Origin of the sequence: Yinghuangia sp. YIM S09857 (genome assembly GCF_051388915.1) — a bacterium.
Classification (GTDB): Bacteria; Actinomycetota; Actinomycetes; order Streptomycetales; family Streptomycetaceae; genus Yinghuangia.
In genome coordinates this window covers 1-22,887 of record NZ_JBPKBH010000034.1, presented here as the reverse complement: position 1 = coordinate 22,887, position 22,887 = coordinate 1, and the positions used below count along the sequence as shown (strand labels likewise).

Genomic DNA, 22,887 nt, shown 5'->3' with positions numbered 1-22,887 from the left:
CCCGGGGGGCGCAGCAGCGCCGGCCCTGCTTCGCAATGCTGCCTTGGTTCATTGCGGTTCGCGTCTGTCTCCCAGGGCGTCGAGCCCTCCGCGGGGCGGCACTTCGTGCCATGCGGGGCCTCCCAGGCCCTGGGGGTCCGCCGCGGCGGCAAGTGCTTGGAAGTGCGGGTCCTTTGCCGTGTGCGCGGTCAGGCGGTCGAGGACCGCGAGCCGGTTCAGGAGTGGTGGGCGGCGGTCTTCAGGCGCGTGGGCGGAGGTGCGTTCGATAAGTGCTCTGGTGCGGCGTACCACTTGGGGGTTGGTGGCGCCGTAGAGGAGGATTTCGTCGAGCGCGAGGGCCACCAGGTCGGGCCAGTCGGGTGCCTGACAGCGAACGCGGACGCTGTCGGTGTCGTCGGTCAGTCCGAAGGTCCCGAGGGCTCGGGTGGAGAGCTTGAGCAGGATGTCCTCGATCTGATCGAGGGCTTGGACGGCGGTGGTGGGGTCGTTGACTGCCGGGGAGAGCGCGCGGATGGCGATGTCTGCGAGCAGGCGCATGCCGTACGCGGGGTCTTGCTCGAAGGTGCGTGTGGGTCCGCACAGGAGGTGGCGGGAGACCAGGTCCGCAGTGTCCTGGGCGATGTCGGCTCCCGGGGGCGCCAGGATCGCGGCGATCCGGGCCTGGGTGCCGACGTAGTCGCCGGTGGTGACGGTCATTTCAATGATGGTTCCGGTGCGGGCGGCGAGGCTGACGAGGGCCGGTTCGTCCAGGGAGCGCATGGTGCCGGGGCGGCCGGTGTAGTGGACGGGGACTCGTCGACCTGCGTGCCGGTCGTGCGGCTCGGTGGGCGGCGGGGGGTAGTTGTGTCCGGTTGGGTAGACGCTGTCGACGACGTGGTGGAGGCGGTCGCCGACGGACCGGGCGAGCCCACCTCCGGTGACGACGGAGCGCAGGGCCGCGAGCATGCCCAGGACGACGACCGTGTCGAAGAGGACGAGTACCACTGCGAAGGTGACGGCGAGGCGAGGGGTCCGGTCGGAGTCGACCTGGCTGAGGGCGACCAGCGCGTAAAGCGCGGTGCCGACCAGGAGGGCGAACACGGTGAGGAAGCGTGCGAAGTAGTGCAGGGCGCCGACCAGTCGCGGGGACATCGCCTGGATGGTCTGGATGACCAGCGTGACGGCAGTCAGGACGAAGCCGGCCAGGGTGACCATGGCGGCGGCGATCGCGCCGAGGGCGGCTTGGGCGGTGCCCGCGCTGTAGCCGAGGCCGGCCTGCGGCAGGTGGGATTCGACATGGGGCAGGACCCAGCCGAGCACGGCGCCGGCGGCGATGACCGCCAGCGGACCGAGACGTCCGCGCGTGCCCAGGCGTGTGGTCGGCCGAGTGCGTCCGCGCGGTGGGCGGACCCGTCCTACGATCATCGAGGCCCCCGGCTGCGGATCGCGGGACTCACAGGTCTCCTTCGAGGGAACTACGGGTGTGGGTCAGCGTCGGCGAGACCGAGCCAGAGCGCCGGACGAGGACAGATCGACGACGAAGCCGATCGCGACCAACGCCCAGCCCACGCCGGTCACGCCGGTGGCGGGCCGGTAGGCCAGGACATACATCAAGGTCGCGAACGGGAAGAAGATCACCCCCAGCAGCGGTACGAGGATCCCTGCCCAGGCGCGGTCGACCAGGTTGGTGAACAACCACACCAGGATCAGGGCGAGGCGCGGCGACAGGGCGGCGAGAAGGGCGAACACGCAGCCGCATCCCATGCGTTCCTCCTGGTTCGAACTATGTCGGGGGCTTGGCGGCGTCGCGGTGGCGTTGTTGCCGGGCTGTTGCCCTGTGTGTGGTCGCCTCGCGCACACCGAACCGTGGCGCGGTGGTGTCGGGGGCGGGGTGGGGACTCCCACCGGTCCGGTGGCGCGGGAGCAGTCCCCGTAGAGCCCGGGGGGCTACGGGATGACGATGGAGAAGTCCTGGTCGCCGGGGTCGAGTAGGCCTGTGAGTGTTCCCGGCACGGTGGTGTGGCCGTCGACGTGGATGCCGGCCTTGGCGAGGCCATCGGCTGTCAGGCCGCCGAGCGCGACGGCCGGAAGGGCACGGGTCGTGGCGGTGAGGTTGACGTCGGCGTCGCCCTTTGCTCGGCGGCGCGGTGTGTCAGGGCGCCGTTGGCCAGGCGCAGGCGGTAGCGGTCCCCGGTGTCGGTGTCGGTGTCGGTGTCGGTGTCGGTGAGCACGATGTCGACGCAGCAGTTCACGTACTTCGAACAGCCCTTGTTCGGCGACCAGTTGGGAATGGCGTCACGGGCTCGGTTCGGCGGTGGCCGGTGCGTCGTCGGCGACGAACCCGTACGTGTCGTTGTCCCACACGATGGTGCGTCCTCCGCGGTGACGGTATTGGCTCGCGGCGAGCGATCAGGCCGCCGCTCCGCGTCCTCGAAGTCCTGGGTGCCGGAGAACGGCGTACGGCTCAGCGGTTCCGCCTGTTGCCCGGCGACGGTCGGCTGGGCCGATTTGGACGTCGAAACCATGGCGCTAGATTCGCACTATTTGTCACGATTAACACGTAGGCGCACACGGCCTGATCTCGTTCGCGCGTGCCGTGCGTGCCGCACGGCGGCGGAGCAGGGAGCCGCCCACGATGAGCGCCGCACCGGCGCCGGCGCGCCTTCACTCCGTCAAGCGGCGACCCGCCCGCCCCGCATCTGCCGTACAGACGCCGCCATCGGCGTCGCAGCGGCGCGTGTCGCCGGCGACGAAACGGATCTCCAGGTCGGCGTCTCCCATACCGTTCCGGTCCAGCGCGGCGCGCAGGTCGTCGGGCTTGGGCACCGGCGGAATGCCGACGGCCTGGACCACGACCCGGCCGCCCCGGGCCTCGACGGAGGAGACCTCCCACCCGTTGCCCACCGCCCACTGCCTGGCCACCGGCGTGGCGTCGGCGACGAGTTGGCGATCCCGGGCGACCGCGACGGTGCCGGTGGTCAGCGGGACCGCGATGAGCAGCAGCATCGCGCACACCACCGCCAACGTCCGGCCGCGCAGCGCGCCGATCCGGATGCCGGCGCCGCGGGCCGCGACCCGTACGCCGTAGGCGAGAAAGACCGTGGTGCCGGTGGCCACGATGGCGGCCACGTTGGTCGCGAACAGCAGCGCGGCCTCGCCGGCGTCATGGTAGCGCTGCACCCTGAACAGCAGTCCGGTCACCGCCAGCGGAGGGACGAGCGAGATCGCGATCGCCACGCCCGGCAGGGTGTCGGAGATGTCGGAGCGGACGAGGGCGAACGCGCCGACGGTGCCGGTGGCCAGCGCCGCCACCAGGTCGATCAGACGCGGGCTGATGCGCCCGGCGACCTGGCTGTTGCTCGCGAAGTCGTCCGGTGGCGCACTGATCCAGCCGACCAGGAACCCGATGGCGACCACCACGAGCGCACCGCCGACGACGAGCAGGACGCTGTGCGCCAGCGTGCGGCGGTCCGCGAGCACGACTGCCAGGGCGCTCCCGAGAATCGGGGTCATCAGCGGTGCGACGATCATGGCGCCGATCACGGTCGCGGTGGAGTCCGCGACGACGCCCGCGGACGCGATGATCGCGGCCAGGACCAGCAGGGCCCAGAAGCGCGTCGAACTCGGGCTGCGCCACGACTTCTCCACGAACAGGGTCGCCGTCATCCGCTCGACGGCGGCGGCATCCACGTGAGCCATCGGTCAACTCCTCCTGGCACGGGCCTCGGCCTCGCGCACGGCGCTCTCCACACGCAGGTGGTAACTGTCCGGGCCGAGCACATCGCTGATACCGGTGGCGTCGGCGAGTTCGCGGACGTTGCTGCGCAGCCGGGCGAAGATCAGGTGCACGTCTCGGGCGCGGAGCACTTCGAGCAGCTTGCGGACGGTGTCGGCGCCGGTCACGTCGAGGTCGGTGACGCCTTCGGCGTTCACCACGATCGCCCGCACACGCCCCTCCCCCTCGTCGACGAGGCCGAGGATCTCGTCGTGGAAGACCTGGGCGTTGCCGAAGAACAGCGGCGCGTCGAAGCGGTAGACCAGCACCCCGGTCACCGCGGCGGCCTCGGGGTAGTTCTCGGCATCGCGCCACGCGTCCCTGGTGCCGGGCACGCGCGCGAGGATCGCCGTGCGCGGGGCGAGGGTACGGCGGATCACGTCGAGGAGGGAGACCACCACGCCGATGCCGATGCCGCCGATGGGACCGGTGACCAGCACCCCGACGGCGGTGGCCGCAGCAAGGACGAAGTCGGCGGTACGCAGGCGGTGCAGCCGCCGCAGTCCCGCGACGTCGACCAGCCGGATCGCGGACAGCAGGATCACCCCGGCCAGCGCCGCGTTGGGGAGCATGCGGAACGCGGGCAGCAGGAACAGCGCGGTGAGGAGCACTCCGGCGCCGGCGACCAGGTTGGCGGCCTGGGTACGCGCCCCGGACCGCGCGAGCAGGGCGCTGCGCGAGTCACTGCTGTTCGCGGGGAACCCGCCGAACAGCCCGGTGGCGACGTTGGCGCTGCCGAGCGCGGTGAACTCCCTCTGCGGGTCGACCTCGTCGGCGTGGTCGGGGTCGGTGGCGCGGGTGGTGAGGATGCTCGTGGCGTAGACGAAGACGGCGATGCTCAGCGCGGTCGGGATCAGGGCGTTGATCTCGTGGAGCCGCAAGTCGCCCAGATGGGTGAACGGGGCCGCCGTGGTGATGTCGCCGAGGGTGGAGATGCGGTCGTCCAGGTGCGCCGCGGCGGTGACGATCGTCGCCGCGGCCAGCGCGATGAGGGGCGCGGGCAGGACCGGCACGAAGCGTTCCAGCAGCAGGACCGTCGCAACGGTCCCCCCCGCGACGAGGACGGAGATCCAGCTGGTCTGGTCGAGGTCGCGGATCATGCCCGCGACGACGGTCGGGTAGTTCCCGCTGGCCTTGATCCCGAGTGCCTTGGCGAGTTGGGACGTCGCGATGACGATGCCCGCGCCGCACAGGTAGCCGGTCAGGACCGGGGCCGACAGGAACCGCGTGATGAACCCGGCCCGGGCGATCGCGCCGAGGAAGAGAAAGCCCGCGGTCAGGATCGCCAACATTCCGGCGAGGGCCGCGTAGTGGTCCGGGTCGTCGGCGGCGAGCGGGCCCAGCGCGCCGGCGACGATGACCGCGATGGTGGACTCGGGGCCGATGTTGAGCAGACGGGCGGTGCCGAGCAGGGCGTACACGCACATGCCGAAGAAGGCCGTGTAGAGGCCGGCGGAGGCGGGCAGCCCGGCGAGTTCGGCGTAGGCGAGGGCCTGCGGGACGACCAGGGCCCACAGGGTGAGGGCGCCGATGACGTCGGCGCGCAGGACGTTCCTGCCGTACGGGTGCATCTGACGCGCGAGGGGCAGGTGCCGCGCGAGGTCGCGAACGGCACTCAGGGCGCTCACTTGCGGCTGCCCGATCGCGAGGAGCGGACCGCGAGAATCCCGGCGGCCACGACCAGGCCCACGGTCAGCCACCCCCAGGGGAACCCGGCGTCGCCTTGGCCGTGGCCGCCGCCGGGCGGCGGCTGGGGCGGAGACGGGGTGGCGGTGGCTTCGGCGGGGGCGGGGGCCGGGGCACGGGCGGACGCGGGGACGAACTGCGGGGTGATGGCTGTGGTGTACGTGGGCGGCCGGGTGGCGGCTCCGGCGGGGACGGCCACGACCGGTGGCAGGAGGGCGGCGATCAGGCAGGCGGCAGCCACGGCCCGGCGTACGCGGTGCCGGCATGGGGCCGTAGGCATCGGTACTTCCTTGTCCCGGGGCAGCCGGTCGTACGGTGTTTTCACGAGGCGTCCCGCTGGTAGGCCGCCATGGCGTCGCCGACCGAGGCGTGGATTGCGGCGGGTCCGAGGGCCAGGGCTTCGCGGTGTCCGGCGGCGCGTCCCGTTCCGCCACCGCGGAGACGTCCGGCGGATGGCGCATCGATCGCGTCGGCCCCGAACGGGTCCCATCGGTGCGTCCGCAGCCAGTCGGCGACCGGCCACGGCCGTCGCATCGCCGCTCCGGCCCCGCATTTCGCCATAGACGTGCCCCGCTCCCTCAACCCGGCTCAGGACGACAGTCCGCTGATGGCGTCGCCGACGGACTTGGCACCGAGGACGAGGAGGAGAACGGTCATGATCGCGGCGTTGTGCGCGGCCATCCACGTCTTCCAGCCGTCCAGCGTCACCGCCGCCCTGGGGCCGCCGAACAGATACACCGCCAGCGGAACCACCGCGCACGCCGACGCGATCGCCACGAACACCGCACCGGCCACCACCCGGTCACCGACCGCCGACGACGCACCGGCGACGGATACCGCCGCACTCAGCACGAGCGCGAGGTTCTTCGGGTTGACCACCGCGAGCACGAACGCGAAGCCCGCCGCCTTCACCGCCGTGAACCGGTCGATCGCACCCATCCACCCCGGCAGTTCCGCGTCCTGTCCGGCACGCGGACGACCGCGCCACTGGCGCGCGGCCAGGAGTAGGAACAGCACACCCACACCGAGCTTGACCCACGCCACCCAATCAGCCGGCGCGCCGCCGTCGTCGGCCCCGCCGCCGGCTCCGATCGCGACAAGCGCCGCCATCGCCCCCGCCAGGGCGACCACCCACCCGACCGCGAACGCCGTCCCATTGGCCCGCCCCCTGGGGGTGGCCAGCATGAGGATCACCGCGATCAGCGGGACCGGACTGATCGCGACGCCGATCGCCGGACTGAGGACCTGCCCGATCGCGTCACCCATAAGGCCCCCAACGCCGGTACCGACGGTCGGCGGACACCGACCCCGAACGCGTCCGGGCGAGACAGCCCAACGCCGTCTGAAGACAACCCAAAAGTGAACAAGATTAAACAAATCATCGTTCTGTCATCCAGCTAGGCGGTGGTCGTCACGCCGGGTCACGGCGACCCGCCCCGAGCCTCCGCTGCGGAACCGAGTGCCCTTATGTGCCTGTACAGGGCCGTCCGATTCCTTGACTTCCCACGTGGAAGGTCAAGCTGAAGGGACAGGCATTGAACGGCGGCGATGCCCGATGATGCCCAGTGCTCGACCAGCCGTCACGTCCGATTCGCAGCCCGCTTCCCCGCACTCGCCGACGCCCTGATAGCCGACCAGGGCCTGCGCCGCGGCGGCGGCCGTGGCTGGTGTGGAGTCGTCGTCCGCACGCTCAGCCGCGGCTCACCTGCGACAGCCTCAAGCTTCTGGAGACCAAGGCGCTGCCCGCTCGGGCCGAGTGCGGCGTGTCGCGCGGGCCGGCTTTCAACCCCGCCTGGGTATCGTCCCCATATTGGGAGCATTTATATGCCTTTGTTCAATATGGGGTGGAGGGCTTGTGTCCATGGAGTCTGGGGCCGATCGCTACCGAGACCTGGCTGATCTGCCGTTCAACGCCGGCTACCCGGTCGGGGAGTCGGCGCGGGTGCTGGAGGAGGAGCTGTTCTTCCAGCGGGCGGTGCAGGTGTACCTGTGGGCGCTGCCGGCGGTGAACATGTGCGCGATGCGCGACGGCCTCGGCGAAGTCGCCGGGCGCGGGTACCAGGTGGTGTCGGTGTTCGAGCAGCGGCTCAAGCCACGCACCTTGATCACCACGCCGAACTGCGACGTGATCTACGGACTGGTGTTCGCGGACCTGGCCCAGACGGGGCCGCTGGTGGTCGAGGCGCCGCCGGGCATCCAGGGCCTGGTGGACGATTTCTGGCACCGGCCGCTGGCCGGGCCGCTCATCGACGGCAGGCAGTACCTCGGCGACATCGGCCTGCCCGGCCCGGACCACGGCAAGGGCGGTACCTACCTCATCGTCCCGGACGGGCAGGAGCCCGAACACAAGGGCGAATGGGACGACTTCTTCGTCTACCGCAGCCGCACCGACGGCATCTTCTTCTTGCTGCGCGGCTTCTTTTCCTCCGTCGACGACCTGTCCCCGGGGGTTGCCGCGATCGAGGGCATCCGCCTGCGCCCGTTGCGCGGGGACGCGAAGCCCATGCAGTACGAGCATGTCTCCGACGTCCCGGCCGATGCCCTGTACCCGCGCGACGCCTCGTACTTCGACATGCTCCACGCGTTCGTGCAGACCGACCGAATCGACCAGGTCGACCCGTACATGCACGGCGTACTGGCGGCTCTGGGCATCCGCAAAGGACAGGAGTTCGCCCCCACGCCCCGGCAGCGCGAACTGCTGGACCTGGCCGCCCGGACCGGCTGGAAGACCGCCAAGACCCTTGCCGCCGGGTACGACCGCGAGCCGAATACGCTGTGGTGGTCCGACCGGCGGTGGGTCGCGCACGCCAAGACCGCGCAGGACGACTTCTGGCACACCCTGCTCGACGAGGAGTTCCGCGACCGCGCCACCGGCCACACCGACGTGAACGCCAAGGCGCACATGTTCGTCAATCACTACTCGATCAGCACCGGGATGATCAGCTCGGTCGTCGGGTTCGGCGCGAAGTACGCCAACACCTACCGGGACCACGACGGCGACCTGCTCACCGGCGAAAACGCGTACCGGATCGACCTGCCCGCCGACCCGCCCGCGCGGCTGTTCTGGTCGCTGACGCTCTACGACGCCGAGACCGCCGCCGAAATCGACGCCGAGGGGCAGGTGTACTCCTCCCTCAACGGCATGAACGACATCACCTTCAACCAGGACGGGTCGTTCACCATCCACGTCGGCCCGGAACGCCCGGAGGGTGCCGGGAACTGGATCAGGACCGTCCCCGGCCGCGGCTGGTTCGCGCTCATCCGCTGGTATGGGCCCGAACAGGCCTTCTTCGACCGCAAGTACAAGCCCGGCGACTTCGTCAAAACCTCCGCGGGCACCGCCTGAACGGCCCCGATGCACCACGGCGACGGTTCGCGATTCAGGAGGTTCGGAATTCTCGGCGCAAATCCATCGGCGACGGCGACGGCGGCCTGTCCGCGTGAAGCCCCGCGAGACGAGCGCACGCCGGCGCGGCCGGCGCAGGCACAACGCACGCATCCACGACGCCGAGAACGGCTTGATGGTTGGGAGATTGCGTGCGCGGTCACGCCGATGGAGCAGTGAAGGTGTGACGTCGTGGTCCGGTGAGCACCGGATCGACCAAAGTTTCTTCGTGGGAGGTTTCGATGCCGTACGGATCTGTTTCCGCGCCCGGGGGTGTGCTGGCCGCGACTGGCCTTGTGACCGGGCAGGTGTGGCTGGTCGTGGCAAGTTTGCTGCTGGTGCTGGCCGGTGTGCTGCTTGTGCGCCTGTCGTTCCGTCGCGGCCGTGACCCGTTCGCCCGGTGACGGCGTCGTCCTTGCCGCCGCGTGTGGACGGTGGTCCGCGGCCTGTCCCGCGGGCCCGCCATACCGCGGCTGGCCTGCCGGTCCAGGGCCGGTGGCCCGGCGTCGACGTACTGCCGCGGGCCTGGTACGGGTCGTCCTGGCGGCTGGTGGTCCTGGGCGTGCTGCCGATTGCGGCGTTCGCCGCCTGGGGTCTGGTGCACGCGGTTGCGGTGCTGAAGGGTTTCGGGCACGGCGAGGTGGCCGGTGTGATGGCGATGCCGTGGCTGGTGTCGTTCTTCCTGCTGTGGTGGGTCCCGGTGTCATGGCTCGAACGCCCGCACAAACCCGCCAATGCGGCAGCGCAGGCGGCCGTCGACGCGTTGACCGTCACTGTCCAGGTGCCCGTGTACAACGAGGACCCCGGCGCGCTGCGCGCGTGCCTGCACTCCGTCCTCGTCCAGAGCCGCCCCGTCACCCGGGTACGGGTGGTCGACGACGGCTCCGTGCGCCCGGACGGCACGCCGATGGACTATGCCGATGTCCGTGCGGAACTGTTCGAGCGCGCGGCGGCCGTCGGCGTCGAGGTCACGTGGGACCGCACGGTGAACCGCGGCAAGCGGTACGCCCAGATGCACGTCCTCGCCGACGACGACGCCGACATCTTCGTCACCCTCGACAGTGACTCCGTCCTGGACGCCGACGCCGTCGCCGAGGGCCTGAAACCGTTCGCCGACCCGGGGGTGCAGTCGGTCGCCGGGCAGGTCGTCGTCCTCAACCACGACGCCAACGCGCTCACCCGCCTGATCAACCTGCTGTACCTGCCCTTCACCCGCGGCCTGCGCAGCGCCCAGTCCGTTCTGCGCCGGGTCACCATCAATTCCGGAACCCTCGCGTTCTATCGCGCCGACGTGGTCCGCAGCGCGGCCGGCGCGTACGAGAACGAGCACTTCGCCGGGCGTCCGATGCAGATGAACGACGACTCCATGCTCACCTTCTACGCACTCCTGGCCGGCGACACCGTGCACCAACCGTCGTCCCTGGTCTTCACCCTCGCCCCGGAGCAGTTCTCCCACTACATGCGCCAGCAGATGCGGTGGATGCGCGGCACCACCGTGCGCCACCTGTGGTGGCTGCGGTACATGCCGGCCCACGGCGTCGTGTTCTGGAGCACCGTCGGCGAATACCTCCACCTCGTCCTCGGCATCACCATCCCCGCCGCCCTGATGGCGGTCCCGGAATTCCGCGAGCACCTCGGCACCGTCGCCGTCCTCGCCCTGGCCATCGGCGCCGTCATGAGCTACCTGGCCGCGCTGCGACTGTTCACCGTCACCCGTACCGACATGACCGCCCGGCAAGCTGTCCTGCTTTTTGCCGCCGCGCCGATCGCCGCGCTGTGGCGCGCGGTACTCCTGCGGCCGCTCTACTGGTACGCCATGGCGACGTGCACCCGGATCAGCCGGTGGGGCACCCGGGAAGGCGTCGAAGTCCGACTGTGACCCGGGCGTTGGGCGGCCACGGCAGCCCGTGTGTCCGGTGGCCCGGCGCCGGATGGTGCCGGGGCTGCGTGCGTAGGCTGTCACGCTCGGGCAATCACGGGAGCGTGCGGCTGTGGGGCAGGAGCGGGTGGACCGGGAGCGGGCCCGGTTGTTGGATGAGCTTCAGGCGGCGGTCGAGTCGGTGATGACGGCGACCCGGAGCGGTGAACGGCACCGGGCGCTGGCCGGCCGGGCCGGCCAGGATTTGACCCGAGGTGAGGCGCAGACCCTGGCGCGCATCGTGAAGCACGGGCCGCTGCGTGTCTCGGGCCTCGCGGAGATGTTGGACGCGGACCGCTCACTGGCCAGTCGGCAGGTCGAGGCGCTGGTACGGGCCGGCCTGGCCGAGCGGGTGCCGGACCCGACCGACGGCCGCGCGACGCTGGTGTCGGCGACGCTGCGCGGCAAGCGGCTGACCACCGCGATCCGCCGCCAATGGGCCCAGGCGATGGGCGAAGCGGTGACCGACTGGCCCACAGCCGACGTCGAACTCCTGACCGGCCTACTCCAGTCCTTCGGTTCGTCGCTCCTCGGTGCGATGGAAAGCACAGCTCATGAAGCCAATCATGATGAAGATAAATGAGTGACGTCACTCATTCTTTTTCCTCGTTCAGCTCTTGACTCCCACTGCCCCGCCTGCAAATCTGACGCCCAGTCAGATCAGCATGTGGGCAAGGAGAGCACGGTCATGGGCGGAGAGTTCGGCGCGCGGCGCGGCGCGGCATTGGTCGTGGGTGCCAGCGGCGGCATCGGTGCGGCGATCGCCCGGATGCTCGCCGAGCGCGGCAGCGACCAGCTGCTGACGTACCGCGGCAACGCCGAGGCCGCGACCGGGCTCGCCGACGAGATCCGCACACGGCACGGACAACGCGCCGAGCTCCGGCAGCTCGACCTCACCGACGCGGCGCGCGTCGCCGAGGTCGTGGACGAGGCCGCCGAGGTGTTCGGCGGCCTCCACACCGTCGTCTACGCGTCCGGCCCGCACGTCCCGATGCTGCACCTGAGCCGGGTCACCCCCGAGCAGTACCAGCACCAACTCGACGGCGACGCGGCGGCGTTCTTCAACCTGGTTCACCCCTCGCTGCCACACCTGCGCACCGCGAAGGGCAGCCTGGTCGCCGTCACCACCGCCGCAACCAGCCGCTTCCCGGTCCGCGACGGACTCTCGTCCTGCACCAAGAGCGCCGTCGAAGCGGTCGTACGCGGGCTCGCCGCCGAGGAAGGCCGCTACGGCGTACGCGCCAACTGCGTCGGCCCCGGCATGCTCAACGACGGCATGGCCGCCCGCCTCGTCGCCACCGGCGACCTCGACGACCGCGCGCTCGCCGTGGCACGCGCCAACATCCCGCTGCACCGCTTCGGGACTGCTGCGGACATCGCCGAGGCCGTGTGCTTCCTGGCCTCGGACCGAGCCGGATTCATCACCGGGCAGAAGCTGGACGTGGACGGCGGCTACGGCGTCTGAGCAGCTCCCGCCCGCCCTGCTCCACCAAGTTTCTCGCACCAACACCCTTCACAACGCTTGGAGTTCCCATGCCCATGCCCACGACCGAACAGCTCACCGTCTGGTCCGACCAGTACGTGGCGTTGTGGAACGCCGGCGACAAGGCAGCGTGGGAGGCGAACTGGCGCGCCGTCGGCCCCGGTGACTTCCGCATGCTCGACCCGGTCGGCACCCCCGAGAAGCACGGCTTCGAGAACTGCTGCCTGAACCCCTTCGACCTGTTCCAGCCCACCGTGAAGTTCCGTGTCCAGCCCGGCTCCCGCTTCATCTGCGGCAACGAGGTCGCCTGGGTCATGGAGAACCACTTCACCGCAGCCGACGGCACTCCGACGGTGCTGTCGAGCATCGAGACCTACCGCTTCGAGGAGGACGGCTCCGTCGTCATCCGTACGTACTACGACGTCCCCGAACACAACGACGAATCCCTCGGCCAGATCTTCCAGACGTACCTCCCCTGAACCCGCCCGCCCCAGCCGGTCGTGCCCCTGCGGCAGCCACGCAGCGGGGCCAACTGCCGCCCCAGGGAGGCCGACACCTGCGTCCGGGCCGTTCCGATTCGATCTGGACGACCGCGCCGCCCTGCACGACAACTGGGAGCACGCGTGCAACCCCTTCGAACGAACCGGCCTGTCACCGCCGACGCCAAGCAGCCCCGTCCGGCCGCGGCGGGCGGGCTGCGGGTCCGTCTGATCGTCCCGGTGCTGGCGTTCTGCGGCGTCCTCACGGCGGTCATGCAGACCGTGGTCGTGCCGATGCTTCCGGACCTGCCTGAACAGACCGGCAGTTCGCCGTCGACCGTGAGCTGGATGCTCACCGCCACCCTGGTGACCAGCGCGGTGCTCAGCCCCGTACTCGGGCGGGCCGGCGATATGTACGGCAAACGCCCCGTACTCATCGGCTCGTTGGCGGCGATGACCGCCGGATCGGCACTATGCGCGGTCACTTCCGACATCAGGGTGCTGATCGCCGCACGGGCCCTACAGGGCAGCGGCGCCGCAGTGGTCCCGCTGGCAACCGGCATGCTGCGGGACGTGCTCCCCCGACACCGCATGGGATCCGCCATCGCCCTGATGAGCGGCACGGTCGGCGTCGGCGCGGCGCTGGGCCTGCCACTGTCCTCGGTGGTGGTCGAACACGCCGACTGGCACGCACTGTTCTGGATGACCACCGGGTTCGGGCTGCTGGGTGCCGCAGCCTCGTGGTGGGTGCTCCCGGCCTCTCCGGCGCGGTCGCCGGGCCGGTTCGACGTGCCGGGGGCGGTGCTGCTGACCGCCGGGCTCGTCGGCATCCTCCTCGCGCTGTCCAAGGGCGCCGACTGGGGTTGGGCCTCGCTTGCGGTGCCGGTCCTGGCGGTCGGCGGCGTGGCGGTGCTCGCGCTGTGGGCCTGGCAGCAACTACGGTGCCGCGCACCGCTGGTGGACCTGCGGCTCGCGGCGCGCCGCACCGTGCTGCTCCCGCACGTGGCGGCGTTGCTGACCGGCTTCGCCTTCTACGGGAACTGGCTGGCCACCGCGCAGCTCATGCAGGCGCCGAAGGACACCGGATACGGGCTGGGCACCTCCGCGGTCACGGCCAGCCTGTGCCTGGTGCCCGGCGGCCTGGCGATCGTCGTGCTGTCGCCGGTCTCCGCGCGCATCTCCGCCGCTCGGGGTGCACGCTGGACGCTCGTACTGGGCACGCTGGTGATCTCCGGCGCCTACATCGGGCGCATCTTCACCAGCGAAAACCTGATCACCATCACCGCGGGCGCGACGCTGTGCTCGGTGGGCACGGGCCTGGTCTACTCGGCGCTGCCGACCCTGGTCCTCGAAGCCGTGCCGGCAGCCCAGACCGCGGCCGCGACCGGCCTGAACGCCCTGATGCGGACGATCGGCCAGTCCCTGTGCAGCACCGCAATCGCGGCCGTGCTGACCCAGTTGACCTTGGACTACCACGGCACAGCCACCCCGACGCTGCGCGCCTACCAAGTGGCCTTCGGCCTGGCGGCGGCCGCCGCGCTGGGTGCCGCGGTCGTCACCCTGGGGCTGCCAAAACCCGCATCCGAGCCCCTGCCGAATCCCGTCACGAAGCCGACCCCGTAGCCGCACCAGGCCACAGCCGGGGTGGGCGAAGGCTCTGGGTAGTGGTCACCCGCGGCCTGATGGCACGCAGTGGTGCGTGCCTGGAGACAGGCGGACCAGTCGACGACCGCACGGCCGCACGGCCGCGCCACTGCACGGCGGTGAGGAGGTGGCGGCCGAGCATCGGGCGAGCACGGCGGGCGGCAGGTCTTCGGCGAGTTGGATCAGGGCTCGTGGGTGTAATCCGCAACGGAACCGCGGGTGTTCCCAGTCGCATTCTTCTCCGCAAGCGGTGTCCGGCAGTGGGACGACGGTCGGTGCGCCGTGGCCAGGACCCTCGCCGAACGCGCCACCACCGCACCCTGTGGCCTGTCGGTCCTGCCTGCGCTTCCGGCCGTGAGCGCGAACGAGGTTGCGGGGCAGGCCAGGACGCGGCGCGCGTGACCCGGGATTCGGCCTACGTATGGTGTCGACGCCGCCGGGCCGCGCGTGTCCCTGGTCTCAGGGGCCGCCGGCCCGGACTGCTCCGACCCCGCCGTGTACGTGGCTGATATCGCGGCGGCCGTGCGGTGTTCCGGGCACACTGAAGTCCCGGAACGGTCTTGGGGATCCCGTTGCGGCGCGCTGGGGGGCGGCCGATCCGGGGGGGAAGGGGTGGGGGCATGGATCGGTGTGGGTGGCGGCGGTGCGCTGCGAAGGTCGTGGACGGGCTGCTGATTGCGGTGCCGACGGCGGCGCTGGGGTGGGCCGCGGTGCCGGTCGTGCAACAGGTGGTGCAGGTGCAGGCGCGCAGGGTCGGCCTGCGCACCCGTAAGCGGATCGTCGAATCCGGCCTGGACACCGACGTGTTGGAGGCGACCGCGCGCGACTCGGTGGTGACGATGGCGAAGACGGTGTCGTCCTTCATGATGGCCATGCTGCTGGTCGCATTGGCCCTGTGGCTGGTGTACGAGTGGCTCGCGCACGCGGCGTTCGGCCGCACGGTCGGCAAGGCGGTGTTCGGCCTGCGGGTGGTGTCCGTCAGCGGGTATGGGCGGGCGGGACTGGTCCGCACCCTGGTGCGGTCTTTGGTGCTGCTCGGGTTGCCGATCGTCCTGTTCGCGTATGCGTGGGCGTACTCCCTCGCCGAGCGCACCGACCGGCCTCTCGCCTATCAGGTGGGGTCGGGCGTCGCCGCGCTCGGTCCGATGCTGATGGCCCTGCCGGGCAACCGCGCACTACACGACTGGCTCTCCCTCAGCCGCGTGGAGAGCACACGGTAGGCGCGGCCGATCCCGTGCGCACCATGCCACCCGACAACGTTCAAGACGCGGTCAACCAGGCGCAAGCGGCCCCACGTTCGCGCCCGGCCAGGGGGCTTGGACCACACCGACCGTTGGTACGACAGCCTGTTCCCGATCGCCGAACAGCACCTCAACGCGGTGACAGCTCGGGGCGGACGGGCCTGAAGCGTGAGCCGGGTGGAAGTCTCCACTCGTCATATGCTGCCGGATTCCGGCAGTGACGCGTGATCCTTCGTCGGTTACCGTCCCGACCTCCATTGGTCCGCGAACGAACAATGAACGGGGAATACCGATGTGGGCCGTGCCCGGTGTCCACTGCATACTCAGTCTCGCCGACGGCGCCTTTGCATACCCCGACGGCACCACGGCCGGGCGGGCGATTCCCCAGGCGCCCGGGGCCATCGGCGCGCTGCGGCGGGCACTTGCCCGCAGGCCCAACGACGCCCGGCTGGATGTCGTCGTCTACGACACCTCGGGCCGGCCGATGATCACCGTGGTCAAACACGCGTCCACCCGGACCCGGGTCGAGGTGCAGGCGCCCGGAGGTGGCCCGGTCGGAACGTTCGAGAAGACCAAGGGCATGGTGCGCAAGACCTACCAGGCCAAGGACGCCAGGGGCCACGTCATCGGCGAGGTTCGCGACCAGAAGCCCACCCAGGCCGAACCGCACTACTGGGCGCTGCTGCACGCACCCGACGGCACGCCGATCGGACGCATCACCCAGCGCATGCAGACACGGCCCGGCGCGGTGCTGGCCGGGCTCGCGCGCAATCACCGCATCTGGTGGGAACTCGACCTCGGACCGGAGGTCGCCGAGCCGTTCCGCACCCTGGCCGTCGGCTTCACCACCGTCATCGGCGCGGTCACCGGGCTCGACGTGCGTCCACCGGGGGTCGGAGACGCCGCCGGCCAGATCCTGCCCGGATGAACCGCCCCGCAGCCGGCGCCCCGACGGGCAGGCATCGCCGACCGCACTGCGTCCACGGAGAGGTCCTTGAGCTGTGCGCGCGCTGCCGGTCCGCACGCATGCGCAGACTGTGGACGTACTCGGCCGGTTTCGCCGCGGGGGCGGTCGCCCTGGGTTTGTTCGTCGCGTGGACGGCGCATCGCCTGAACGGATTCCTGGACGAGAACCGCGCCTATGGCAACGCACGGCCGTGCGCGACGAGCGATCCTCCGCGGCGTGACTGCTTGCGCGAGGTACCCGCAGTCGTGCGAGCGGTCATCGACGTCGACGCCGAGAACAACGCCCGACACGAACTGTGGCTGACCGGCGAGGGCTTCTCCCACCGGAGCGTCCCGGTCCGCAATTCCGGCGAGATAATCGAACACGTCAAGGAGGGCGACACCGTGGTGGTCACGCTGTGGCGCGACCGCGCGGTCGAGGTGCGCGCCGGCGATCGGGGCGAAGCGACTCGCGACACACCAGGCCACGACGCGTCCATGGCCGTCTTGGCCCTTGGCGTGAGCACGCCGCTGATCCCTGTGTTCGCCAGGTTGGCGGTGTGGTTGCCACGGCACCGCAGCGCGGTCGTCGACAACGAGCTGACATTGGCCCTGGATGCCTGGGGACCCACCGACCTCGGCCTCGTGGCGGCCGCCGCGGCCTTGCCGGTCGGCTACGCGCTCGCACCAAAACTCGGCGTCGACCCGGGCCTGACACCGCAGTCGATCGCCGGAGCAGCGCTGGGCACGCTGGCATTCGTCGCGGCGTGGCTGCTCACCCCACTCGTCAAAGGCAGGAACTCGGGGCACACGCGTGCGCGACGGCGGTGAGACGGTGACCCGACACGTACGGAAGCCGAAGGTAAGCCGGAATGACTGCGTCGGGCGGACTGTCCGTCGGGCCTACAAACTGTCCCGCCCAGGCCCGTCGTCACCGGGACTCCGCAGATGAACCTTGGCATGATCTCGCCGAACGATCTTGAGGAACTCCTGGCATCCCGTCCCGCGGCCGTGGAAGCGCAGTTCCTGGGACGCGACTTCTGACTGTCGGTGTACGGACCCACTCAGGTGCCCGCGACCTGGTCGAACGCGAGCCGGTTGTCGATGACTTCCGGCTGGTGTTTCTGGACCCAACGCACGACTCCGGACACGGCTTCGTTGAGCGAATGGCCCAGGGGCGTGAGCGCGTACTCCACGCGGGGTGGCATCTCGGCGTACGGGGTTCGCGTCAAGAGGCCGTCACGGGTGAGCGATCGCAGTGTCCGGGTCAGCATCCTGTGGGAGATGCCTGCGATCTCCTCGTGCAGGGCGCCGAATCGAAGCGGCCCGGAGGCGAGCGCACTGATCACCAAGACGGTCCATTTGTCGCCGACGCGTGCGAGCACGTCCCGGACGAGTTCGATGGTCTGCCGGCAATCCGGCGAGACTCCTCGCAAGTCGAGCTCTGCCCGCAGGGCGGCGTCCACGCGATTCTTCCTTCGGGGTGCGTAGGTGACATGAAAGTGCGTGTGGGAGAGGCGGAGTAAAACCGGTGATCCCACGTTTCTTACTGATAGTAAGTGACGGTGGCCCGACAGACGGGGCCGACACCGCGAAAGGACGTCATGACCCCACACCGAGATCCGACCGCATCGCGAAAGTGCCGTCTCGCGGCCGGTGAGGTCGGTGCATGAGTACATCGGCGCACCGGCGTACGCCCGGCCCGGTGCTTGGCCCACGGCACGAGACGTTCACGCTCGATAGAGACTTCGACGAGTCGCCGGCGTCGGTGTTCGCGGCGTTCGGTGATCCGGCGATCCGCCGTCGGTGGTTCGCACTGCCGGGGAAGATGACCGCTTACCACCACGTCTTCGGCGTGGGCGGCACCGAAACGGCGCGCAGCGTTTTCACGAGCCTGAACGCTCCTGCGGAGCGATTGGACTACCGGGCCCGGTACGTCGACATCGTCCCCGCCCAAAGGATCGTCCACGTCTACGAGGCGCGAGTCGACGACGTACTGCGCTGGGCGTCGCTGGTGACCGTGGAACTGCATCCCCGACGCCCACAGGGCACCCAGCTGCGGTGGACCGAGCAGGTCGCTTTCATCACGTTCTCCGGAGACGGCAGTCACGACCTGCCGCACCTGCGCGGCGCAACGGGGCTGCGATTGAACGGACTCGCCGCAGCCCTGAAGCCCGCCAACGTGTCCACGCCGTGAAGAGCCCCGACACGACGACACGTCCCAAAAGCGGCTCAACTGAACGTTCCATGCCGCGAACACGATCGACCCGCCTGCTCGACCGGCGCCGGACCAGCATCGCCCCCTCACCCACAGGAGAAACATGACGAACGTCGGGATCATCCTCGGCAGTACCCGCCCCGGCCGACTCGGACCGCAGGTCGCCGAATGGGTCGCCGAGACCGGCAGGAAGCACTGCGGCGTCGACGTGGAAATCGTGGACATAGCCGATCACGCGCTCCCGATCTTCGACGAGCCGCGCTCTCCTTTGTCGGGAGACTACGAGCACGCACATACACGTGCCTGGAGCACCACGATCAACGCATTCGACGCTTACGTCTTCGTCACGCCCGAATACAACCGATCGATCCCCTCGGCCCTGAAGAACGCGATCGACTACCTGTACAGCGAGTGGAACAACAAGGCGGTCGGATTCGTCTCCTACGGGAGCACCGCCGGTGGGGCCCGAGCCGCGGAACAACTGCGGCTCATCGCGGGGGCACTGCAACTGGCCGCAGTCCGCACAGAGGTCAACCTGTCACTGGCAACGGACTTCGAAGGATTCAGCACCCTCAATCCCGGCCCGAGGCCGCCGATCGCTCTGCAACAACTGTTCACAGAAGTCGTCGCCTGGGCCGACGCACTCGCACCCCTGCGCAGAGGATGACCGTTGACGCGGCGAGGAACGGGGACCCCGGCTCGGACATGTGGCCCCTGCACTGCGGTGACGCCTACTACTACCACCGTGAACTCCGGCCCGTGCCGAACGGCACCCGCTGCTGGATTTCGTGCAGACGACTTCCGAGACCCACCGCGACCTGCGGTTGGGCAAGGCGAGACTCCGCGAACTCGTCCGTGACCACGGCGACCGGGTATCGGTCTTCTGCGCACACGACCCGTGGGAACCGGCCGACCGCCAAGGGTCGGCCGCGTGAGCAGCCGGATGACCCACGTCGAGCGGTTGGCGTTGCGCGGCGTGAAGTTGGCCGACGCCCAGAGCGAGGGTGAGTGCGTCCACGGTGATCGCACCGCCGAGGTAGGACGCCTGTCGTCGCGGATGCGCGCACCGCGGCCGTCGCGGCCGTCGCCTACCGCGAAAGCGCAGGGAGCCCGGCCGGCGTACGTACGGGCATCGAGATTGAAGCCGATGAGGCAGGTCGACAACGAGAGGATGTGCACGTGTCGGTGGAGCCGACGGCACGGGGAAAGAGCCGGATCTCGGTCGTCACGGCGTTGTATCGCAAGTCGTTGCCCTACTTGCCGGCCGCCGCGCGGTCGTTGGGGACACAAGACAGCGCGTTGGACTGGATCGTGTGCTGGGACGGGGACGCCGTTCCAGAGGATGTGTTCGAGGTCGTCGAGGAGAAGTGCCGTCCGCATATGCCGGATGGACGGCTGACGCTGATCGCGGCGGGCCGGGCCGCGGGTCCGTCGACGGCACGTACGGTGGCGCTGTCCCATGTGCGCACGCAATGGACGGCGGTGCTGGACGCCGACGACGAATGGATGCCCGGCGGGTTGGACCGGCTCCTCGCGGCGGCCGAGGCCGGCGACGCGGCGTGGTGCGCGGGGCTCACCGACGACCTCCACAGCGACGGCCTGCGGATCGCCTTCCCCCACCACCTGCAAGCCGGACCCCAAGAACGCGGCGCGGTGTACGACACCTACCTGCGGCTCGGGTTCCTGCCCTTTCACGGGTGTGCGGTGTTGTGGCGGACGTCGGCGCTGTGGGACGTCGGCGGTTGGCCGGCCCTGCCGACGAGCGAGGACACCGCACTGGTGTTGGCCGCGACCGAACGGCACCGCGGGCACTACCTCGGCGGAGAACCCGTCTACGCGTATCGCCGCCACCCGGAGCAGACCGTGAAAGGCCCCGAGTACGCCCGTCGTCGTCGGATCGCGAACGCGTACCACCGGGCCAGGATCGAGGCCATCCGCACCACGCGCGGGGCGCCGCCGAGTGAGGCTGTCCGTGTTCCGGGTTGCGCCTGATGCGTTTCCCCCACCCTGGCCGCGATCGTGCTGGTGTCGTCGGTCGAGCTCGCTCAGCAGCACGACTGAGCAGGCCAGTTGGGGCGCGCGGAATCGTCCGCGATCGTGCGCGCGTTCACGGCGCGTGGCGATCTGGAAGGCCTTCAGCGGTGGAGGCGTCGGGGTTGCCGCCGTGTTCGTGATGGGACGAGTCGGGTGCGTCAGGCTCGTCCTCGTCGGGAGGCGGCGGACGCAGGATGCTCAGCACGATCGAGGCTGTCAGCACCACGACGATCACACACAGGCTGACCAGGGAGGGAATCTCGGGGACCGACTTGCTGATCACCTTGTGCGAGGCCTGGAGGACGAGCTTGACGCCGATGAACGCGAGGATGATCGACAGGCCCTTGCTCAGCAGGTGGAAGCGCGAGAGCAAGCCGGACAACAGGAAGTACAAGGCGCGCAGACCCAGAATCGCGAATGCGTTGGACGAGTAGACGATGAAGGCTTCGTCGCTCACCGCGAGTACGGCCGGCACGCTGTCGACGGCGAACACCAGGTCGGCGGCCTCGATCGCGACGAGGACCACGAACAGCGGGGTAACCACCCGCCGACCCGCCTCACGGACAACGAAGCGGCTGCCGGCGTAGTCGTCGCGTACCGGGACGACCTTGCGCACCAGGCGGACCGCCAAGCTGCGGCCGGGGTCGAAGCTGTCGTCCTCGTCTTTCAGGAGCTTCCACGCGCTGTACAGGAGCACCGCCGCGAAGGCGAACAGCACAGCGGTGAACTTGCTGACGACCGCCACACCGGCCGCGAGGAAGAGACCGCGAAAGACCAGTGCGCCCAACACACCGAAGAACAAGACCCGATGCTGGTACTCGCGTGGCACCCGGAAGTACCCGAAGATCAGCGCAAACACGAACAGGTTGTCGACGGACAGGCTCTTCTCCAGGAGCCACGCGGTCGTGTACTCCACCCCCGCGGTCGTTCCGACCTGCCAGAACACCAGCCCGCCGAAGGCGATCGCGAGGCCGACCCACAGGGCGCTCCACCAAGCGGCCTCGCGGAAACCGATGACGTGGTCCTCGCGATGCGCGAACAGGTCCACCGCGAGCGAGATCACCACGATCCCCGCGAAGACGAACCACAGCCACAGGGGCACATCCATAGCTGGCCTTCCGTTGTCCGGCACTCGCGGGCGACGCGATCGGCAGTGCCCCGCCATGCTAACAAAACACCAAGGGAACACCATGGAATTGCAAAGGAACGTCGAGTTCGGACTCGCACTCCGCGACGGACTGGCTGTACTGGGCGCGGGCGAGGAGGAACGCCAGCGCGGGAACTGCGGTCAGAGCGACCACGATGAACCCGATCACGACGTCGTGGACCTGATGCCGCCGACCGTCGATCTCGGGCATGTCCTCGCCGTGCTCGCGGATCCAGGCGTTGGGGGGCCGTTGGTCCTGCATGAGCTGGCGAACGTCGGCGGCCTTGTGCCCCAGGCCGGGCACGCGGCCGCCCGCCACCAGGCGTCCACCGACTCCAGATCGACCGGGTGGGCGTCTACCGCCGGAGAGGATCAGACACGGCTACCCCTCGAACCTCGCGCGGCGGCTACCGGCGCCCGGACAGTCAGCGTCGACGCTGCCCTGTGTCCCGGACGAACAGCAGGGCCGAACGGCCCTGTGAGGCTTACGGGCCTCGCAGGAGACTTGAGGCCAAGTCGGCCGTTGCCGGGTCGATCCTTTCCGGGAAAGACCATGACAACCGCTTCCCCGACCGTCTTGCGCACACCGTCCGCTTCGACCCGCTTCCCCGAAGTCGGGGCCGTTGTGCTCACGCGCGGGCTGCGGCCCCGACCCGCTGAACTCCTGCGACACTGAAATGAACGCCAGTTCGAGAGATGAGCCTGCCATGACACCGATCCGCGTGTTCCTGCTCGACGACCACGAAGTGGTCCGCCGCGGGCTGTCCGACCTGCTGGGGGCCGAGCCGGACATCGAGGTCGTCGGCGACTCCGCCTCCGCCCAGGAAGCCATCCGCCGCATCCCCGCCCTCAATCCCGACGTCGCCATCCTCGACGGCCGTCTGCCGGACGGCAGCGGCATCGACGTGTGCCGCGAGGTCCGCTCCCGCTTCCCGCACATCCAGGCGCTCATC

General features: G+C 69.9%; 26 protein-coding genes. 15 read left to right on the top strand and 11 right to left on the bottom strand.

What is annotated here, in order from left to right; translation table 11 throughout:
* Positions 1-48: 48 nt before the first annotated feature.
* From ACRX5S_RS39700 to ACRX5S_RS39665, 8 genes are all read right to left on the bottom strand, one after another.
* The gene (locus tag ACRX5S_RS39700; protein WP_436778155.1) at positions 49-1,404 is read right to left on the bottom strand and encodes a DUF2254 family protein; all 1,356 of its coding nucleotides are present in this window, start codon (positions 1,402-1,404) and stop codon (positions 49-51) included.
* A 63-nt stretch (positions 1,405-1,467) separates the two neighbouring features.
* Positions 1,468-1,743: a hypothetical protein gene (locus ACRX5S_RS39695; RefSeq protein ID WP_436778154.1), complete on the bottom strand. Its 276-nt coding sequence runs from the start codon at positions 1,741-1,743 to the stop codon at positions 1,468-1,470.
* A 183-nt stretch (positions 1,744-1,926) separates the two neighbouring features.
* Positions 1,927-2,223, bottom strand: coding sequence for an alkyl sulfatase C-terminal domain-containing protein (locus ACRX5S_RS39690; protein WP_436778192.1), 297 nt, complete (start codon positions 2,221-2,223; stop codon positions 1,927-1,929).
* 420 nt (positions 2,224-2,643) lie between these two features.
* The gene (locus ACRX5S_RS39685) at positions 2,644-3,678 is read right to left on the bottom strand and encodes a DUF389 domain-containing protein (protein ID WP_436778153.1); all 1,035 of its coding nucleotides are present in this window, start codon (positions 3,676-3,678) and stop codon (positions 2,644-2,646) included.
* Positions 3,679-3,681: 3 nt separating this feature from the next.
* On the bottom strand, positions 3,682-5,382 hold the full coding sequence (locus tag ACRX5S_RS39680; protein ID WP_436778152.1) for a SulP family inorganic anion transporter: 1,701 nt from the start codon (positions 5,380-5,382) through the stop codon (positions 3,682-3,684).
* On the bottom strand, positions 5,379-5,720 hold the full coding sequence (locus ACRX5S_RS39675) for a hypothetical protein (protein WP_436778151.1): 342 nt from the start codon (positions 5,718-5,720) through the stop codon (positions 5,379-5,381). The genes ACRX5S_RS39680 and ACRX5S_RS39675 overlap by 4 nt, the downstream gene beginning before the upstream one ends.
* A 41-nt stretch (positions 5,721-5,761) precedes the next feature.
* Positions 5,762-5,974 (bottom strand): hypothetical protein, encoded by a 213-nt coding sequence (locus tag ACRX5S_RS39670; RefSeq protein ID WP_436778150.1) that lies wholly within the window; start codon positions 5,972-5,974, stop codon positions 5,762-5,764.
* Between the two features lie 54 nt (positions 5,975-6,028).
* Positions 6,029-6,706: a GAP family protein gene (locus ACRX5S_RS39665; protein WP_436778149.1), complete on the bottom strand. Its 678-nt coding sequence runs from the start codon at positions 6,704-6,706 to the stop codon at positions 6,029-6,031.
* Positions 6,707-7,301: 595 nt separating this feature from the next.
* On the opposite strand from ACRX5S_RS39665, the gene ACRX5S_RS39660 reads away from it, so the two are divergent.
* The 10 genes from ACRX5S_RS39660 to ACRX5S_RS39615 all read left to right on the top strand — a co-directional run bounded on the left by ACRX5S_RS39660 (position 7,302) and on the right by ACRX5S_RS39615 (position 17,366).
* Complete coding sequence (locus tag ACRX5S_RS39660; RefSeq protein ID WP_436778191.1) at positions 7,302-8,786, top strand: DUF1254 domain-containing protein; 1,485 nt, start codon at positions 7,302-7,304, stop codon at positions 8,784-8,786.
* Between the two features lie 281 nt (positions 8,787-9,067).
* A complete protein-coding gene (locus ACRX5S_RS39655; RefSeq protein WP_436778148.1) occupies positions 9,068-9,229 on the top strand; it encodes an LPXTG cell wall anchor domain-containing protein in 162 nt (53 codons plus the stop codon).
* Complete coding sequence (locus ACRX5S_RS39650) at positions 9,226-10,704, top strand: glycosyltransferase (RefSeq protein WP_436778147.1); 1,479 nt, start codon at positions 9,226-9,228, stop codon at positions 10,702-10,704. Before ACRX5S_RS39655 ends, ACRX5S_RS39650 begins: the two co-directional genes overlap by 4 nt.
* 112 nt (positions 10,705-10,816) lie before the next feature.
* The gene (locus ACRX5S_RS39645; RefSeq protein WP_436778146.1) at positions 10,817-11,326 is read left to right on the top strand and encodes a MarR family winged helix-turn-helix transcriptional regulator; all 510 of its coding nucleotides are present in this window, start codon (positions 10,817-10,819) and stop codon (positions 11,324-11,326) included.
* An 84-nt stretch (positions 11,327-11,410) separates the two neighbouring features.
* Positions 11,411-12,208 carry an SDR family NAD(P)-dependent oxidoreductase gene (locus ACRX5S_RS39640; protein ID WP_436778145.1) on the top strand — a complete coding sequence of 266 codons (798 nt, stop codon included), beginning with the start codon at positions 11,411-11,413 and terminating at the stop codon, positions 12,206-12,208.
* 68 nt (positions 12,209-12,276) lie between these two features.
* Positions 12,277-12,705 (top strand): hypothetical protein, encoded by a 429-nt coding sequence (locus ACRX5S_RS39635; RefSeq protein WP_436778144.1) that lies wholly within the window; start codon positions 12,277-12,279, stop codon positions 12,703-12,705.
* 144 nt (positions 12,706-12,849) lie between these two features.
* Positions 12,850-14,328, top strand: coding sequence for an MFS transporter (locus ACRX5S_RS39630; RefSeq protein WP_436778143.1), 1,479 nt, complete (start codon positions 12,850-12,852; stop codon positions 14,326-14,328).
* A gap of 641 nt (positions 14,329-14,969) precedes the next feature.
* Positions 14,970-15,569, top strand: a complete 600-nt coding sequence (locus ACRX5S_RS39625; RefSeq protein WP_436778142.1) for an RDD family protein — start codon at positions 14,970-14,972, stop codon at positions 15,567-15,569.
* A gap of 322 nt (positions 15,570-15,891) precedes the next feature.
* The gene (locus ACRX5S_RS39620; RefSeq protein WP_436778141.1) at positions 15,892-16,518 is read left to right on the top strand and encodes a hypothetical protein; all 627 of its coding nucleotides are present in this window, start codon (positions 15,892-15,894) and stop codon (positions 16,516-16,518) included.
* A 98-nt stretch (positions 16,519-16,616) separates the two neighbouring features.
* Positions 16,617-17,366 (top strand): hypothetical protein, encoded by a 750-nt coding sequence (locus ACRX5S_RS39615; protein WP_436778140.1) that lies wholly within the window; start codon positions 16,617-16,619, stop codon positions 17,364-17,366.
* 233 nt (positions 17,367-17,599) lie between these two features.
* On the opposite strand, the gene ACRX5S_RS39610 is transcribed toward ACRX5S_RS39615, so the two are convergent.
* Positions 17,600-18,001, bottom strand: a complete 402-nt coding sequence (locus ACRX5S_RS39610; RefSeq protein WP_436778139.1) for a winged helix-turn-helix transcriptional regulator — start codon at positions 17,999-18,001, stop codon at positions 17,600-17,602.
* A 203-nt stretch (positions 18,002-18,204) separates the two neighbouring features.
* Here ACRX5S_RS39610 and ACRX5S_RS39605 point away from each other — a divergent pair, with 203 nt between their 5' ends.
* The 4 genes from ACRX5S_RS39605 (at position 18,205) to ACRX5S_RS39590 (ending at position 20,745) form a co-directional block, all read left to right on the top strand.
* Complete coding sequence (locus tag ACRX5S_RS39605; protein WP_436778138.1) at positions 18,205-18,732, top strand: SRPBCC domain-containing protein; 528 nt, start codon at positions 18,205-18,207, stop codon at positions 18,730-18,732.
* Positions 18,733-18,856: 124 nt separating this feature from the next.
* The gene (locus tag ACRX5S_RS39600) at positions 18,857-19,420 is read left to right on the top strand and encodes an NADPH-dependent FMN reductase (protein ID WP_436778137.1); all 564 of its coding nucleotides are present in this window, start codon (positions 18,857-18,859) and stop codon (positions 19,418-19,420) included.
* Between the two features lie 121 nt (positions 19,421-19,541).
* Complete coding sequence (locus tag ACRX5S_RS39595) at positions 19,542-19,688, top strand: hypothetical protein (RefSeq protein WP_436778136.1); 147 nt, start codon at positions 19,542-19,544, stop codon at positions 19,686-19,688.
* Positions 19,689-19,932: 244 nt separating this feature from the next.
* Positions 19,933-20,745 (top strand): glycosyltransferase, encoded by an 813-nt coding sequence (locus tag ACRX5S_RS39590; protein WP_436778135.1) that lies wholly within the window; start codon positions 19,933-19,935, stop codon positions 20,743-20,745.
* Between the two features lie 115 nt (positions 20,746-20,860).
* Here ACRX5S_RS39590 and ACRX5S_RS39585 read toward each other — a convergent pair whose 3' ends face one another.
* Both ACRX5S_RS39585 and ACRX5S_RS39580 read right to left on the bottom strand, forming a co-directional pair.
* Positions 20,861-21,895: a TerC family protein gene (locus tag ACRX5S_RS39585; protein WP_436778134.1), complete on the bottom strand. Its 1,035-nt coding sequence runs from the start codon at positions 21,893-21,895 to the stop codon at positions 20,861-20,863.
* A gap of 58 nt (positions 21,896-21,953) precedes the next feature.
* Positions 21,954-22,253 carry a hypothetical protein gene (locus ACRX5S_RS39580; protein WP_436778194.1) on the bottom strand — a complete coding sequence of 100 codons (300 nt, stop codon included), beginning with the start codon at positions 22,251-22,253 and terminating at the stop codon, positions 21,954-21,956.
* A gap of 388 nt (positions 22,254-22,641) precedes the next feature.
* Here ACRX5S_RS39580 and ACRX5S_RS39575 point away from each other — a divergent pair.
* The coding region (locus ACRX5S_RS39575) for a response regulator (RefSeq protein WP_436778133.1) at positions 22,642-22,887 on the top strand (246 nt) is incomplete at its 3' end.